Genomic DNA, 14,667 nt, shown 5'->3' with positions numbered 1-14,667 from the left:
TTCTATTGAATGTTCTTTGACTACTATTCAGTATACAAGGAGATTTTACTTGACCGCTGTATTTACTTTTCTAGTTCTTTGAAAATGGTAACTAGAGATTTGTTATGTCAGGTATTTATGAGCTTGTTAAAGGTCAGATCATGTTACCTTGGTCCATCCGTCAGGTATTGGGTGTTGATACTGGCAGCAAATTGGCCTTTGAGTTGCGTAATGGTGAGGTTGTTGTGACTAATGTAAGAGTTGAACAGGAAGACCCGTTAATTGGGGCATTCCTTGACTTGCTGTCTGCCGACATTCAGACCGGGTATGTGAGTGATTTACCTAAGGAACTGGACGAGGCTATGCAACACAATACGGGGCACGTTATCGATCTGAATGAAAACATTGTCGGAGATGTGATGATTTGATGCAGTAACGTGGACGGACATTGCTACATGAAAAAGTGCTGGGGTAGAAGTGTAAAATGCGATCATGGATATGCATTTTTACGATTCACCCCAACATCATTAAAGCAGACTTATTTCTTTAGTGATTCAGAATTTAGGTTTAAACCTCAGTAATCGATTAGCATTACTCACTACCGTAATTGAAGAGAGCGCCATTGCCGCACCTGCGACTACCGGATCTAACAGGGTTCCAGTAAAGGGATAGAGCACACCAGCGGCGATGGGAATCCCCAATGTATTGTAGATAAATGCGCCTAATAGGTTCTGTTTCATATTGCGCAGAGTGCCTTTGGATAGCTCAACCGCATCAGCCACGCCATGTAAACTATGGCGCATCAGTGTTATTGCGGCGGTTTCAATGGCGATATCACTACCACCACCCATTGCAATGCCCACATCAGCCTGCGCCAGGGCAGGAGCATCGTTAATACCATCTCCGACCATAGCCACCTTGCGACCTGCTGCTTGCAGTTTCTGAATTGCCTCAGCCTTGCCATCAGGCAATACACCCGCAATCACTTGATCAATACCTGCTTCTTTTGCAATCGCATTAGCAGTAGCCGGATTATCACCGGTCAACATCACTAAACGGTAGCCTTGGTGATGTAAACGTTCTAATGCGGTTCGGGTATCTTCACGTAGTGGATCGCGAATTGATAGCACTGCCGCCGCCTTACCTCCTGCTGCCAGAAGAACCGGTGTGATGCCTTGTTCTGCCTGTTGCGCAATCAGCGGTTTTAATTCTTGCGTATCAACCTGATTTTGTTCTAACCATGCTTGATTACCTAGCAACAAGATTGTGCCATTCACTTCACCACTGATACCGAGTCCAGCCAGAGTGCGGAATTGTTCAACTTGTGGCAACGCCAATCCTGCGGTTTTGGCAAGAATAGCTTTAGCTAATGGATGGTTAGAACCTTGCTCCAGTGCGCCAGCCCAACGTAATACTTCTTGTTCACTGTACCCATTAAAAGTATGGATATCAGTCACTTGAGGCATACCTTCCGTCAACGTACCGGTTTTATCGAAAACAAGGGTATCCAAGGTGCTGGCTTGTTGCAGCGCATCGGCATCCCGCACCAGCACCCCAAATTCTGCCGCCCGGCCGACACCAGAGATAATTGACATCGGGGTTGCCAACCCAAGGGCACAGGGACAGGCAATAATCAACACAGTGGTAATAATGACCAATGAATACATAATCTGTGGTGCTGGCCCAACGAAATACCAAATAGCGCCGGCAATCAGGGCAATGGCGACAACAACAGGAACAAATACGGCGGAAATTTTATCTGCTAACTGACCGATTTCGGGCTTACTACTTTGCGCCTGACGGACCAGTTTAATAATTCGTGCTAATGTTGTCTGGCTGCCAACTGCGGCGGCAGTAAACAGCACCGTACCATCTTGCACTGTCGTACCGGCATGAATGTTATCGCCTTTGGATTTCTGCTGTGGAATCGGCTCGCCGGTGAGCATTGCCTCATCTATCCAAACCTCACCTTGAATGATTTCACCATCAACGGGAACACGATCACCGGTTGCCAAACGTAACGTCATGCCGGGTTTGACATCAGCCAGTTGTATCTCTTTTTCGCCATCTTCTGTCACCACACGGGCGGTTGGTGGCGTCAGATCCAGCAGACGCTCCAGCGCTTTTGAGGAGCGCTGACGGGCGCGTTGTTCCAGAGCATGACCCAGGTTTATCAGACCAATAATCATCGCGCTGGCTTCATAATAGAGATGGCGGGCTTGTGGTGGAAAAATATCTGGCCATAGGTTAACGCTGATGGAATAAAGCCAGGCTGCACCTGTTCCCAATGCCACTAATGTGTCCATTGTGGCGCTACCGTTTTTCAGGCTTTGCCACGCATTGCGATAGAAGTGACCACCGGCAAAAATCATCACGGCAAGCGTGATAACGCCGATAGTCAGCCAGATATATTGGTTTTCAGGTGTGAGCATCATATTGTCGCCCATCATGCCCCATACCATCACGGGAATACCGACGACCAAGGCTAACGCTGACTGCCAACGAAAACGGCGCATATTGGCGTCAGAAACTTGTTGCTGGCGTTCACGCCGCTCAGCTTCGTCCTGAATCAGTTCTGCGCCATAGCCGGCTTTTTCTACTGCTTTAATCAGTGCCTCTGATGAGGCGCTACCGGTAATTAACGCGCTGCGTTCAGCAAGATTCACTCTGGCATTTTCCACGCCATCAACACCTTGTAATGCTTTCTGAACTTTGTTCACGCAACTGGCACAAGTCATGCCGTCCAACAGCAACTGGATGCTTTCATCGCTATCACTCACAACGGAAGCGTCAGTTTTTTCGACCGGAACAGAAGAGGTTGCCGCTGCCAAAGGTTCCGGTCTGTTTGAAGCAGGTAATGTCAGCGGCTCAGATTTTGGGGAGTTTTGACCAGAAGCGAGTTTTGCGTGATAACCCGCCTGCTCAACGGCGGCAATCAGGATAGCAACATCGGCTTTACCGTAAATTTTAGCCGTTTCAGTATTCACCTCTGCGGCGATAACGCCATCTACGGCCTCCAGCGCTTTACGTGTCGTACCTGCACAATGCATGCAACTCAAGCCAGAAAGTGTTAGTTCAATATCGGGTTGGTTGGCGATTATCGCATCGTAACCGGCTGCTTGAATGGTTTCGATTAATGATGCAGCAGGGGCTGTGCCGATGATTTTGGCATAATCAATCGTAATATCCGCCTGTTCCACATCTGCACGATTTGCTAGTGCCTTTTTCACATTGTTAACACAATGCATACAGGAGAGTCCCTGCAAGGTTAAAATAATTGTGTGTGACATAAAAAAACTCCTAACACATAGTGATGTAATTATTCTTCACACCTGTGTGATAATTGATGATATCTACACAGTTCAAGTGAGTTTCTGACTTGTTGCGAAGGTTAAACCTTCCCGCAAGGGTAAGGTCAAGGGGAAAAAATGAACATCAGTGAAGTTGCTCAAAAAACCGGTCTTACCAGTAAAGCTATTCGGTTTTATGAAGAAAAAGATCTGATTACACCGCCGGAAAGGGGGGATAACGGCTACCGTTATTATCAGCAGAAACATATTGATGAATTAACGCTGTTGCGTCAGGCGAAACAGGTCGGTTTTACGCTTGATGAATGCCGTGAATTTTTAGTGTTATTTCGCAATCCCAATCGTCATAGCGCCGATGTAAAAGCGGCAACATTGCATAAAGTGACTGAAATAGAAAAGGCGATTGAGGAGTTGCAGAAAATGAGAAGTAAATTGTTATCTTTGGCGGAAGAGTGCCCTGGAGATGATGGGGCTGAATGCCCCATCATAGATCATTTATCGGGTTGTTGCTCTCATCACTGAGAACTGACCGGTTTTACTTTCAGGGTAATGCCATCAACAGCGATTACCTCTACTTCGGTATTGGCGGGTAGTTCACTATTACAGTGAACCCGCCAGCTTCCATCAGCCAGTTTGATCCGGCTGTAACCATTTTCAGTATCGGTAGTCAGTTTGGCTCGAATACCGATGAGTTGGTGCTCTTTCTGGTTCAGGTTATCGCTGCCTTTTGATGGGCGGCGACGTAACCAGTAGCGCCATAGCATTGCGGAAAGCAGCGTCAGAGTGGCAAACAAAACACCTTGCCATTCCCAATCTATTCCTGGTAGCAGCCAGGTGACAAACGCAACAACGATAGCGGCTATCCCCGTCCATAACAGATAGCCGCCAGTTCCAAGAAGCTCTGCAATTAACAGTAAGCCGCCAAAAGAGAACCAGAGCCAGGGTGTTTGAGCCGCAATCTGTGCAATCATGATTACTTACCTTTTTTGCTTTCGCCAATCAATTCAGTAATACCGCCAATCGCACCCATTAGGTTGCTTGCTTCCAGAGGCATCATAATGACTTTGCTGTTATCGGAAGCGCCAATACTGGTCAGTGCATCCGTGTATTTCTGGGCCACAAAGTAGTTAATTGCCTGCATGTTGCCGTCAGCAATCGCATCGGACACCATTTTAGTTGCGCGAGCTTCCGCTTCGGCGGCACGTTCACGTGCTTCTGCCTGGAGAAATGCCGATTGACGTTCCCCTTCCGCTTTCAGAATTTGAGACTGTTTTTCTCCTTCTGCTTTCAGAATAGCTGCCTGACGGATACCTTCCGCTTCCAGAATATCAGCACGTTTTGTACGTTCTGCTTTCATCTGGGCGTTCATGGCAGAGATCAACTCTTTGGGTGGACGCACATCACGGATTTCAATACGGGTAATTTTCACCCCCCAAGGGTTAGTGGCTTCATCAACAATATGCAATAGACGGCTGTTGATAGAATCACGCTGTGACAGCATTTCATCCAGTTCCATTGAACCCAAAACGGTACGGAAGTTGGTCATCGTCAGATTGATAATGGATAGTTCAAGGTTGCTGACTTCATAAGCCGCTCGAACAGGATCGACAACCTGAATGAAGCAGACCGCATCAATGGTAACATTAGCGTTATCGCGGGAAATCACCTCCTGTGAAGGAATATCCAACACTTGTTCCATCATATTGATTTTACGACCAATGCGATCGATAAACGGGACGATAATATGTAAACCCGGTAATAAAGTTCGGGTATAACGACCGAAGCGCTCTACCGTCCATTGATAACCTTGTGGCACGGTTTTTACGCAAGTAAAGACAATAACCACCGCAATAAAGATCAGAATGGGTACGGCACCAAAAGCGAATAAATCCATAGCAATTCCTTACAATTAAATAAATCAGTACAGCAGCGAATAAACCTGGCGACGGTATTTCGAAGCCAGGGTGTTACTGGTCCCCATTGCAGACATAATATCCATCATTGTTTTTCGTACTGCGCCATTGGCAGCAGAAAGGTCCTTTTTCAGGAAGCTAAGTAATAATTCCAGAGCTTCTTCATTACGGCTGACTTCGTGCAGTTTCAGCGAGAGCTTAACAGCCAGCTCTGCATTTTCTGGTTGAATGGCGAACTCTTGCTGCAATTGTTGGATCTCTGGTGTATCCGCCGCTTGCTTTTGTAACTCAATTTGAGCCAGTAAACTGTGATAATGAGTATCTTGGTCCTGTAATGGAATAAGACTCAGAATTTCCTGGGCTTCTTCTATATTATTGAGCATAATTTGCACTTTGGTCAACATAAGTGCAATTTCACTGTTTTTGGGGGCTAATTGCCAGGCTTCTTTCAGTAGTGGTAGCGCTTCTTGATGTTTTCCTGCTGCGATGAGTTCCTCAGCCTGAGCGGCTTTCAACTCTTCCGGCTTGGGTAATACGCGGGCAAGCATCTCTCTGATAACGGTTTCAGGTTGTGGCCCCTGAAAACCATCTACAGGTTGGCCTTGTTGCATAATATAAACCGTAGGAATGGCTCGTAAGCCAAATTGTGCAGCGACCATTTGCTCTTTATCGCAATCCACTTTTGCCAATATGAATTGATTTGCATATTCTGCTGCCAGTTTATCCAGTATTACGCCTAATTCTTGGCAATGGGGACTACGTTCAGACCAAAAATAAAATAAAACAGGTACAGTCATAGACTGTTCAACAGTTTGATGTAGGTTGCTTTCGTTAACATTAATTCCAGTAGAGGTTGGTAACATATAATTAGTCTCTTAAATTTGGTTGTCGCAGGGTATAATTAAATAGATTGAGGTTATTTTCTTAACTTTCAAGTTGTACCACTCTGCTTACTCAGTATTTTATCCATCACTCTTCCCGGCAAAATCCGGCGCATAATAGTGACTGCGTGGGTTATCCAAGTCACGGGATAACGTAATTTGGGGTTTGGACTTTCCAGAGCATGGATCAGTTTGCGCACAACGGCTTCGGGGGTTAGGGTAAAATGACGGGCGATCCTGGGGTTTCTGACAGGTTTATCGCTTTGCGTTTGATTCACGTTTTCTGAAAAACGTGTTTTTATCGGGCCGGGGACAATCAGACAAGCTTTAATTCCGGTTCCGGCTAATTCCATTCTTAATGCATCTGACCAAGCTTCCAAGGCGTATTTACTGGCAGAGTAAGCACCGCGGCCAGGGGTTGAAATCAGTCCCATAACTGAACTGGTTTGGATAATACGGCCTTCACCATGAAGTTGCATTGCTGGAAGTAATAAGCAGGTAAGTTGATGTGTACCAAATAGATTAGTAGAGAATTGCCGTTCCAGTTGTTCACGACTGATTGTATTTAATGGGCCATAAATACCAAAGCCGCCGTTATTAAACAGCCCGTAAAGACGGCCATTGGTGAGTCTGATGACCTCGGCGGCGGCGCGTTCAACACTCATTTTGTCATCAAGATCCAATTCGATAGGTTCCAGTCCTAACTCGCGCATATGCTGTAAATCTGCGGGTTTCCGGCAGGCTGCTAATACTCTGTAGCCCCGCTGATGTAGTGTTTTGGCCGCCACCAGACCAATTCCACTGGAACAGCCTGTGATAAGAACTGACTTTTGCATAACTTTACCTGCGTATAGACATCAATTTGTTGAAACTAATAGTTTACTACTTAAGAATAATTAAGATGTGCTGATAGTGTGTCAGACATCCAGTCGGCGATAAATGGTTGGGCTGCCAGATTAGGATGTAATCCATCTTGTTGCACCCACTCCGGTTTAATGGCGACTTGCTCCATATAAAACGGCAGCAGGGGGATTTGATTGTGTTCTGCCAGTTTGGGATAAATCTTGGCAAAAGATTCGGTATAACGGCGACCATAATTTGGCGGCAGACGGATCTGCATTAATAAAGGCTGAATATTGGCTTGTTTCACTAAAGTAATGATCTGTTGCAGATCTTGTTCTGTTTGTTGTGGAGGAAAACCGCGGAGTCCATCGTTGGCGCCCAGTTCTATCAGCACCCAACGGGGTTTATGTTGTTTAAGTAATTCCGGTAGTCTCTCAAGGCCCTGAGCGGCGGTGTTACCGCTGATACTGCCATTGATGACCGTGATTTTATTACCGGATTTCTGCCACTTTTTTTCCATCAAAGCAGGCCATGACTGCTCAATGGGCAGATGATAACCGGCACTAAGGCTATCACCGAGAATCAGCAGGGTATCAGCCGCAGTCGCTCTGGCGCCAAATAGCATCACTAATAAAAGGAAAAGTAAATGGTAACGGGGAGTATTCTTGAAGTTCAGCATCTTAGTAAGCACGTTGGTCAGGGAGAAAATAAGATCACTATATTGCAGGGAGTCGAGTTGGTTGTCGAGTCGGCACAGACTATTGCTTTGGTGGGAGAATCGGGTTCGGGTAAATCCACATTGCTTGGCATTATTGCCGGGTTAGATGATGGCAGTGACGGCGAGGTTCGGCTGCTAGGACATAATTTAAGCCAGATGAACGAGGAACAGCGGGCGCAACTACGGGCCGAAAGTGTTGGTTTTGTCTTTCAGTCATTTATGTTAATTCCGACGTTAAACGCACTGGAAAATGTTCAGCTTCCTGCTTTATTGCGTGGCGAATCTGAACAGAGTAGCAGGAAGCAAGCGGTTGAATTGCTGGAACAGTTGGGATTGGGAAAACGTTTGAAACATATGCCAGCACAACTTTCTGGCGGTGAACAACAGAGGGTGGCGTTGGCACGGGCATTCAGCAGCCAGCCCAAAATTCTGTTTGCTGATGAGCCGACAGGTAATCTGGATCGGCAAACCGGTGATCGGATTGCTGATTTACTGTTTTCTTTGAATCGTGATTATGCCACAACGTTAATTCTGGTGACGCATGACAGCCAGCTTGCGGCCCGTTGTCAACGTTGTTTGCGGTTGATTGATGGTAAATTGAGGGAAGAAAGATGATTTGGCGTTGGTTTTGGCGTGAATGGCGTACCCCTTCTTTACTGATTGTCTGGTTATCTCTTACCTTGGCGGTAGCTTGTGTATTGGCTTTGGGCAGGATCAGTGATCGCATTGATCAAAGTGTTCATTACCAGAGCCGGGATTTTCTGGCGGGGGATTTAGTCCTGCGAGCGGCTTATCCGGTAGACGATGAGTGGTTACAACAGGCGAAAAACTTGGGATTAAAATTGAGTCGCCAGCTCTCTTTCACCACAATGACTTATGCCGGGGACATTCCTCAACTTGCTAATGTAAAAGCTGCGGACCATGACTATCCATTGTATGGGGAACTGGAAACCCATCCACCGGGTTTGAAAGTGGAAAAAGGCACAGTGCTGGTCGCGCCTCGTTTGTTGGAATTGTTGAAAATCAAAGTGGGGGATAATCTGGATGTAGGTGATACCACGCTTAGGGTGAGCGGAGAATTAATTCAGGAACCTGACAGTGGTTTCAATCCCTTTCAGATTGCCCCAAGGATTTTGATTAACCTTGATGATGCGCAATCTACCGGGGCGATTCAGCCGGGTAGCCGTCTCACTTATCGTTATATGTTTTCGGGCGATAAAGACGCGATTTATCAATATCAGCAGCTCATTGATCCCCAACTTAAAGCGGATCAGCGCTGGTATACCTTGAAACAAGATAGCGGGGCGCTGGCAAAATCTATTGAGAGGGCACAGCAATTCTTGTTGTTATCGGCTTTGCTGACGTTATTACTTGCTGTCGCTGCGGTAGCAGTATCAATGACTCACTATTGCCGTAGCCGCCATGATTTGATTGCTGTGCTTAAAACACTTGGTGCGGGACGTTGGGCGTTGCGTAAATGGGTGATTGGTCAATGGCTGGTGATATTGATTGCGGCGGCGCTGGTGGGAACACTGCTGGGATTAATGTTTGAATATCTGCTCGTGCAGATTTTGGCGCCTATGCTGCCGAAGACTTTACCGGTAGCTGGATTCTGGCCGTGGATATGGGCGTTAGGCGCGTTATCTGTTATTGCCTTGCTGGTGGGAATACGTCCGTACAAACAATTAATGGCAACCCAACCATCACGGGTGCTGCGTGATGATGTTATCGCGCCTATCTGGCCGTTACGCTATTACCTGCCGTTGGCGGCATTGATGGTCATTAGCGGGCTGAGCTTGTTGGTTGGAACCAAACCTATGTTATGGGCGTTACTGGCTGGCATGGTCATGGTTGCACTGTTGCTGGCGGTGTTTGGTTGGGGTGGATTGTGGTTATTACGTCACCTGAAACTTCGTCAACTCAGTTTTCGTCTGGCGGTTAATCGACTACTGCGGCAGCCATTTCAGACAGTAGCTCAATTGGCGGCTTTCTCTTTATCATTTATGTTATTTGCTTTGTTGCTGGTAGTCCGGGGAGATTTGCTTGACCGTTGGCAGCAACAATTACCACCGGATAGTCCGAACTATTTTCTGATTAATATGACTGGACAGCAAATTCCGCAAGTAGAAAATTTGCTGGCTCAGTATCAGGTTAAACCTTCGGCATTCTATCCGGTGGTATTGGCCCGCTTGACGGAAATTAATGGTCAGTCAGCCATCGCGTGGGCAGAGGCTAGGGAATCGGATAGCAACACGGTGCAGCGGGAGTTGAACCTGACATGGAAAGAGGAGTTACCCCCGTTTAATACCCTGGAGGCAGGTCACTGGCCGCCGAAGGAGAATGAGGTTTCTATTGAGCAAGGACTTGCTGAGCGTTTGGCTATTAAAATCGGCGATAAGTTAACATTCAGTGGCGATACGCAGCAATTCAGCGCTGTAGTTAGCAGTATTCGACGGGTGGATTGGGAAAGTTTGCGGCCAAATTTCTTTTTTATTTTCCCGAAACAAGCATTAGAGAATCAACAGCAAACCTGGCTGACCAGTTTCCATTATGAAGGCGATGGCCGACTTCTGACGGATCTTAATCGTCAGTTTCCGACGCTGAGTCTGCTTGATACCGGCGCGATGATTAAGCAAATTCAGGGTATTTTGCAGCAGGTCAGTAAGGCATTGGAAGTCATGGTTGGGTTGGTCATGGTCTGTGGCGCACTACTGCTATTGGCGCAGGTTCAGGTAGGGATGCATCAACGGCAACTTGAACTGGTGGTTTACCGCACCTTGGGAGCCGGTAAACAGTTACTGCGTCGTACCCTTTGGTATGAATTTGCTTTGCTTGGATTAATGGCGGGTTTTACTGCGGCATTAGGAGCTGAGGTTGCGCTCTGGTTATTACAGACCAAGGTATTTGATTTTCCGTGGCAACCAGCATGGCAGATGTGGCTGTTACTACCAATAATCAGCAGCTTATTACTTTCATTGTGTGGGAGTGGGTTGGGGCTCCGGTTATTACGGGGTACGGGATTACACCGGCGGGTTCAGGGGTAAAAGAGCGATATTTGCAGACATTCGGGGAATGGGTGATCGCTCGTCGAGATGTGATGAACCCATTCCCTGGCTTATTGGCCTATTATCGTTGTATCGTTGTATCGTTGTTAAGTAAATTCAGCTCTAAGTTGTGGCAAGATTTTCTCACCGAAAATGGTCAACCCCTGAACATAATCAGGGAAGATCAACATAACGCCGTCCAGTTCGCATTCACGCAGCAAATCTGACAATTGTTGGCGACATGTTTCCGGGTTGCCGATAGCTGTGTGGGTCATAAAAGCATTTTGGGATCTTTCAACCATCGCATTGCTTTTTCCGCCAACATCGACGCCAAAACTGTGCATCATGCTTTTAACTGCGTCTATATCCAAGCCATCACGATAGAACTCAGCCAGCGTTTTAGCTTCTTCATCTGTTTCAGCGCAAATAATCGTACACATACAAAAGGTTTTGGTGGTTGTGCCGTATTCGGCTGCAAGACGTTTAGCCATCAGACTAATTTGTCGCGTTTCTTCTTCATCTTTACCACCAATGAAACATACATCGGTATTACGTACACTAAAACGTAGCCCACATTCTGATTGACCGGCACAGACCAAATAAGGGCGCGGAACGGAAACAGGTTTAGGCTCAGAAACACAATTCTTGAAATTAAAGTAATCTCCCTGATGATTAACCTGCTTCTCACTCCAAAGCCGTTTGATCAATTGGGTCCACTCTTCGGTCATTGCGTAACGTTGATCGTGGTCTAAATTGTTATCCCATTCCCCCATCTGTTCAAATTCGTCTTTGAATGAACCAGAGACAATATTCAGCCCGGCGCGGCCATCACTAATTTGATCCAGTGTCGCAATCATTTTGGCTGTCACGGCGGGATTATGCAGCCCGGCATGCATGGTTGCGATAAGCCGGGCATGATGAGTCACTTCGGCAATGCCAGCCATCATCGTAACGGATTCCAGCGAACAGCCCCAATGTTCCGTTTCGCCGCCAAAGCCGCGCCATTTACTCATTGACATAATGAAATCTAAACCAATTTGATCAGCCAGAATAGCTGCTTCACGGTTTTGCTGATAAGAAGCATCGAGTGGTGGTGTATTTTTGGAAATAATCCATCCACCTTTCGCTATGGGTAGAAATACACCGAATTCTTTCTTTGCCATGATGAATTCCTTGTTTGTCATTTGTTTGTGGTAAGGAATATCTTATAGGTTCATTTTATTTTTTAATTTAATTGAGCAATGTATTGTTATCAGGACATTTCTTCACGATTTGTGAAGGTGGTTGCATTATGAATGTGACAATCAGAATAGTTAGCACCGGTATGGCGATAATGAGAAATGCCGGTGTAAAACTACCTGAATAATCCTTAATTGCGCCCACCAGAAAAGGGGCGATACAGGCGGCAGTAGAGATCAGATTCATCACCGAGAACAGTTCCAGATAAGGCGTGCGCCCAAAATAATTGAACAGCAAAATACTGGATGCCAGAAAAGTCATGCCATAACCGATGCCAATGCACAACGTGAACAGGATTAAAAATGTCCATGAAGTGGCGGCACTGAGTGCGATAAGGCCGCAGATAATTATCGACAGACTGCCGATAAGCAGTTTTTTGGGATCGAGCCATTCACCAACAGCGCCTCCTGCAAATCGCGAGAATGCATTGATAAAAGCCAAAATACTAAGCGAGGAGGCAGCAACAGATTCACTGAATCCATTTTCAGTAATATGCGCGACTGCAAAACTATTAACGGTTATCCCACACAGTAAAAAAGAGGTATAAGCGGCGGCAATGGCATAGAATTGCCAGGTGTGCAGCGCTTGCCGGACATTCCATATTTCCTTGGTGCGATAGATACTGGTGGGGAGCTGGTCTTGTTGATTTTTGCTAATTCTTTCAGCGTGGGCGTTTTCCTTTTTACCTTCGCGCATAAATAAAATGGTTAATAAACTAATCAGGGTGAGTGATATCCCGGAAATTGCCCAGTGCATACGCCAGTTTTCCCAAAATATGGTTGCCAGGAAATAGATCCACGGACCGACCACGCCCCCCAATCCTCCAATAGTGAAATAGACACCAAAAGCCAGCGATTGTTTTTTAAAAAGTCGGCTAATGACATAAGTACCGGGAACCGTCGCCATAAGACTAAAGCCGATCCCTAATAATGTTGTACCGGTAAAATAGGCTGCAATGCTGTGGGTGTTGTAGAGGATGTAAAAACTGGTGATAAAAGTGAGCGTACCGACCATCAAAGTGGCGCGGACGCCGGTACGACGAATAAACATTGCTGGAAGGTAACTGGACAGTCCACATGACAGGCCAAGTAAAGTGAACCCCAAACCGGCATCAGTCCAACTCCAGTGTAACTCCTTAATCATGCTAGGTAATACAACGCCTAGCGAAGTAAATGTGGTTGCAGTGACCAGAAAGTAAATCAAACCCAAAAGTATCAGTAAGAGCCACTGATAAGTACGTCCGAACTGGTCATGTTGAGTGGGCATTTTGACTCCATCAGGATAAAGGCCATCAGAAAAAACTATATCGAATAGAGATCCCATAACTAAATTGATCCGTTCGATAATAAGGTGTATCTCTTACTTTGTATTTATTTTTTATTGGGTTCAGAACAATGCCAGTCCATAAATGACCAGGTTGATGACCAAGGAATTTTCCTAAATCATAGTGCAATTCTGGTTTGAAATCGATAGTTTCGGGTTGCCCATGCAAACCTAAGGTATAGTCAAAAGTCCCGACGACACGAAAATCCCCTAAGCTATTATTGAAGGGGATACCGTAATCGATATGAATTCGCTGATCATTCCAGCTTCCTTTGGCATTATTCTCAAAATAAAAAATTGTACGCAACCAGCTAATCCAGCTAGCTTGCCAGTCAATACTGATGCCGGGGAAATAGTCGTAATCTATCCCCTTAGTTTTGGCAACCCATTGAGCGAACAAAATATCTTTTACCGGCCCAAAAGAGATATCATTACCAGTGACTTTACTCAAACTCACTCTGGGGACAAATTTATAATAGTAGGTGCTTTTGTCACCTTGGTAATCACTTTGCAGTGAGTTTTGCCAAATACTATAGACATACATATCGCCGATACTGTAGTCGCCGAAAGCCTCTAAAATCGGTGAAATGGTTTTTTTAGGATCGACTCGATTTTCAAATTGCATATAAAGGCTGGTATCAATAGATTGAAAGTTGACAAAGTTACTGGCTTGAGCTTGATTGATTGCCAGCAGCAATAATAGCATTGCAGGTAATCTGCTCTTCTTTAATCGAGTGCCTATCCAGCGCCAAGCTATTGCCGGATAAGCGGTACAAGAAAATGGAGAAGAGAGCCTTAAGGTGAAAAAAAGCGGGGGGTAGTTTTTCGTATTATGGATTTTTGTGGCAAGTAACACGAAGATTCCCTTTCTCATACGGTATCGGGTTGGTGGTTGCTAACATTGATCTAATAAGATGGTTTTGTCAAAGGGATATTTGATTTTATTGATAAAAGGTAGAGGGAGTAGAAAGATAAGATTATTTTAATCTTAGTGATTTTTCAGTGTTAGCGATACATTGATTATTTAATTAGCGATAGGTTGTTTATTCAACTTGGTGTTGAGAATTGGGAAAAATATTGTTAATTAATGGTTTTGTGAAAATATTTGTGTAATTATATTTTAGTTAACTTAAGTATATAACTAATTTTAAATGGGAAATGGCTATGAGAAATAGCAATAATAAATGAGTATCTGTTTTGATATAATCAAAACTATTTTCAACTTTAAATAATTATTGCTTTGTTTTTTAAATATGGAGATAGAATGTCTTTTTTAATATTTATCTTGCTTGGATTCACATAATAAGTGCAACATCGTTAATCCGGAAGTAAACATGTTCGTATTCCTTTAAATAATTCATTCGGGGTTTTCCCTCCCCGGGTTTTTCGGGGGCGATTATTTAATCGGTTTACCACAAA

13 protein-coding genes and 1 pseudogene are annotated in these 14,667 nt (G+C 45.3%); 4 read left to right on the top strand and 10 right to left on the bottom strand.

The annotated features are described in order from the left end of the window. Nucleotides 1-104: 104 nt before the first annotated feature. Nucleotides 105-407 carry a type II toxin-antitoxin system PrlF family antitoxin gene (locus EAE90_RS16535; protein ID WP_214054399.1) on the top strand — a complete coding sequence of 101 codons (303 nt, stop codon included), beginning with the start codon at nt 105-107 and terminating at the stop codon, nt 405-407. Between the two features lie 126 nt (nt 408-533). Here the strand turns inward: EAE90_RS16535 and copA are convergent, their stop codons facing one another. Then, nucleotides 534-3,269, bottom strand: coding sequence for a copper-exporting P-type ATPase CopA (copA, locus tag EAE90_RS16530; RefSeq protein ID WP_214054398.1), 2,736 nt, complete (start codon nt 3,267-3,269; stop codon nt 534-536). 138 nt (nt 3,270-3,407) lie between these two features. On the opposite strand from copA, the gene cueR reads away from it, so the two are divergent. Next, on the top strand, nt 3,408-3,809 hold the full coding sequence (cueR, locus tag EAE90_RS16525; RefSeq protein WP_214054397.1) for a Cu(I)-responsive transcriptional regulator: 402 nt from the start codon (nt 3,408-3,410) through the stop codon (nt 3,807-3,809). Here cueR and EAE90_RS16520 read toward each other — a convergent pair. The 5 genes from EAE90_RS16520 to tesA form a co-directional block, all read right to left on the bottom strand. Next, the gene (locus EAE90_RS16520; protein WP_214054396.1) at nt 3,803-4,258 is read right to left on the bottom strand and encodes an NfeD family protein; all 456 of its coding nucleotides are present in this window, start codon (nt 4,256-4,258) and stop codon (nt 3,803-3,805) included. The two genes, cueR and EAE90_RS16520, sit on opposite strands and share 7 nt — an antisense overlap. 2 nt (nt 4,259-4,260) lie before the next feature. Then, the gene (locus EAE90_RS16515) at nt 4,261-5,181 is read right to left on the bottom strand and encodes an SPFH domain-containing protein (RefSeq protein ID WP_036775200.1); all 921 of its coding nucleotides are present in this window, start codon (nt 5,179-5,181) and stop codon (nt 4,261-4,263) included. Between the two features lie 24 nt (nt 5,182-5,205). Beyond that, nucleotides 5,206-6,063 (bottom strand): co-chaperone YbbN, encoded by an 858-nt coding sequence (locus tag EAE90_RS16510; RefSeq protein ID WP_214054395.1) that lies wholly within the window; start codon nt 6,061-6,063, stop codon nt 5,206-5,208. Nucleotides 6,064-6,131: 68 nt separating this feature from the next. Next, nucleotides 6,132-6,917, bottom strand: a complete 786-nt coding sequence (locus EAE90_RS16505; protein WP_214054394.1) for an SDR family oxidoreductase — start codon at nt 6,915-6,917, stop codon at nt 6,132-6,134. 50 nt (nt 6,918-6,967) lie between these two features. After that, nucleotides 6,968-7,600, bottom strand: coding sequence for a multifunctional acyl-CoA thioesterase I/protease I/lysophospholipase L1 (gene tesA / locus EAE90_RS16500; RefSeq protein ID WP_200868749.1), 633 nt, complete (start codon nt 7,598-7,600; stop codon nt 6,968-6,970). Here tesA and ybbA point away from each other — a divergent pair. Together ybbA and ybbP are read left to right on the top strand one after the other, a co-directional pair. Further along, nucleotides 7,571-8,257: a putative ABC transporter ATP-binding protein YbbA gene (gene ybbA / locus EAE90_RS16495; RefSeq protein WP_214054393.1), complete on the top strand. Its 687-nt coding sequence runs from the start codon at nt 7,571-7,573 to the stop codon at nt 8,255-8,257. The genes tesA and ybbA overlap by 30 nt on opposite strands. After that, entirely contained in the window at nt 8,254-10,686 is a 2,433-nt protein-coding gene (gene ybbP, locus EAE90_RS16490) for a putative ABC transporter permease subunit YbbP (RefSeq protein WP_214054392.1), read from the top strand. The genes ybbA and ybbP overlap by 4 nt, the downstream gene beginning before the upstream one ends. A gap of 107 nt (nt 10,687-10,793) precedes the next feature. Here the strand turns inward: ybbP and EAE90_RS16485 are convergent, their stop codons facing one another. From EAE90_RS16485 to EAE90_RS16470, 4 genes and pseudogenes are all read right to left on the bottom strand, one after another. Then, entirely contained in the window at nt 10,794-11,849 is a 1,056-nt protein-coding gene (locus EAE90_RS16485; RefSeq protein ID WP_214054391.1) for an LLM class flavin-dependent oxidoreductase, read from the bottom strand. 67 nt (nt 11,850-11,916) lie between these two features. Then, a complete protein-coding gene (locus EAE90_RS16480; RefSeq protein WP_214054390.1) occupies nt 11,917-13,191 on the bottom strand; it encodes an MFS transporter in 1,275 nt (424 codons plus the stop codon). A 25-nt stretch (nt 13,192-13,216) separates the two neighbouring features. Then, the gene (locus EAE90_RS16475) at nt 13,217-14,104 is read right to left on the bottom strand and encodes an outer membrane protein OmpK (protein WP_339921654.1); all 888 of its coding nucleotides are present in this window, start codon (nt 14,102-14,104) and stop codon (nt 13,217-13,219) included. A gap of 461 nt (nt 14,105-14,565) precedes the next feature. Further along, nucleotides 14,566-14,667, bottom strand: a pseudogene (locus EAE90_RS16470) (IS30 family transposase); the annotation flags it as partial.

Origin of the sequence: Photorhabdus caribbeanensis, from assembly GCF_018448885.1 — a bacterium.
GTDB classification, from domain to species: Bacteria; Pseudomonadota; Gammaproteobacteria; order Enterobacterales; family Enterobacteriaceae; genus Photorhabdus; species Photorhabdus caribbeanensis.
This window is presented reverse-complemented; position numbering and strand designations above follow the sequence as displayed.

What these genes read in the sequence shown, in the direction of transcription:
- EAE90_RS16485 (WP_214054391.1), bottom strand. Translation starts at nt 11,849, where the DNA reads ATGGCAAAGAAAGAATTCGGTGTATTTCTACCCATAGCGAAAGGTGGA.
- EAE90_RS16520 (WP_214054396.1), bottom strand. Translation starts at nt 4,258, where the DNA reads ATGATTGCACAGATTGCGGCTCAAACACCCTGGCTCTGGTTCTCTTTT.
- ybbA (WP_214054393.1), top strand. Translation starts at nt 7,571, where the DNA reads ATGGTAACGGGGAGTATTCTTGAAGTTCAGCATCTTAGTAAGCACGTT.
- EAE90_RS16515 (WP_036775200.1), bottom strand. Translation starts at nt 5,181, where the DNA reads ATGGATTTATTCGCTTTTGGTGCCGTACCCATTCTGATCTTTATTGCG.
- EAE90_RS16535 (WP_214054399.1), top strand. Translation starts at nt 105, where the DNA reads ATGTCAGGTATTTATGAGCTTGTTAAAGGTCAGATCATGTTACCTTGG.
- EAE90_RS16480 (WP_214054390.1), bottom strand. Translation starts at nt 13,191, where the DNA reads ATGCCCACTCAACATGACCAGTTCGGACGTACTTATCAGTGGCTCTTA.
- ybbP (WP_214054392.1), top strand. Translation starts at nt 8,254, where the DNA reads ATGATTTGGCGTTGGTTTTGGCGTGAATGGCGTACCCCTTCTTTACTG.
- cueR (WP_214054397.1), top strand. Translation starts at nt 3,408, where the DNA reads ATGAACATCAGTGAAGTTGCTCAAAAAACCGGTCTTACCAGTAAAGCT.
- copA (WP_214054398.1), bottom strand. Translation starts at nt 3,269, where the DNA reads ATGTCACACACAATTATTTTAACCTTGCAGGGACTCTCCTGTATGCAT.
- EAE90_RS16510 (WP_214054395.1), bottom strand. Translation starts at nt 6,063, where the DNA reads ATGTTACCAACCTCTACTGGAATTAATGTTAACGAAAGCAACCTACAT.
- EAE90_RS16505 (WP_214054394.1), bottom strand. Translation starts at nt 6,917, where the DNA reads ATGCAAAAGTCAGTTCTTATCACAGGCTGTTCCAGTGGAATTGGTCTG.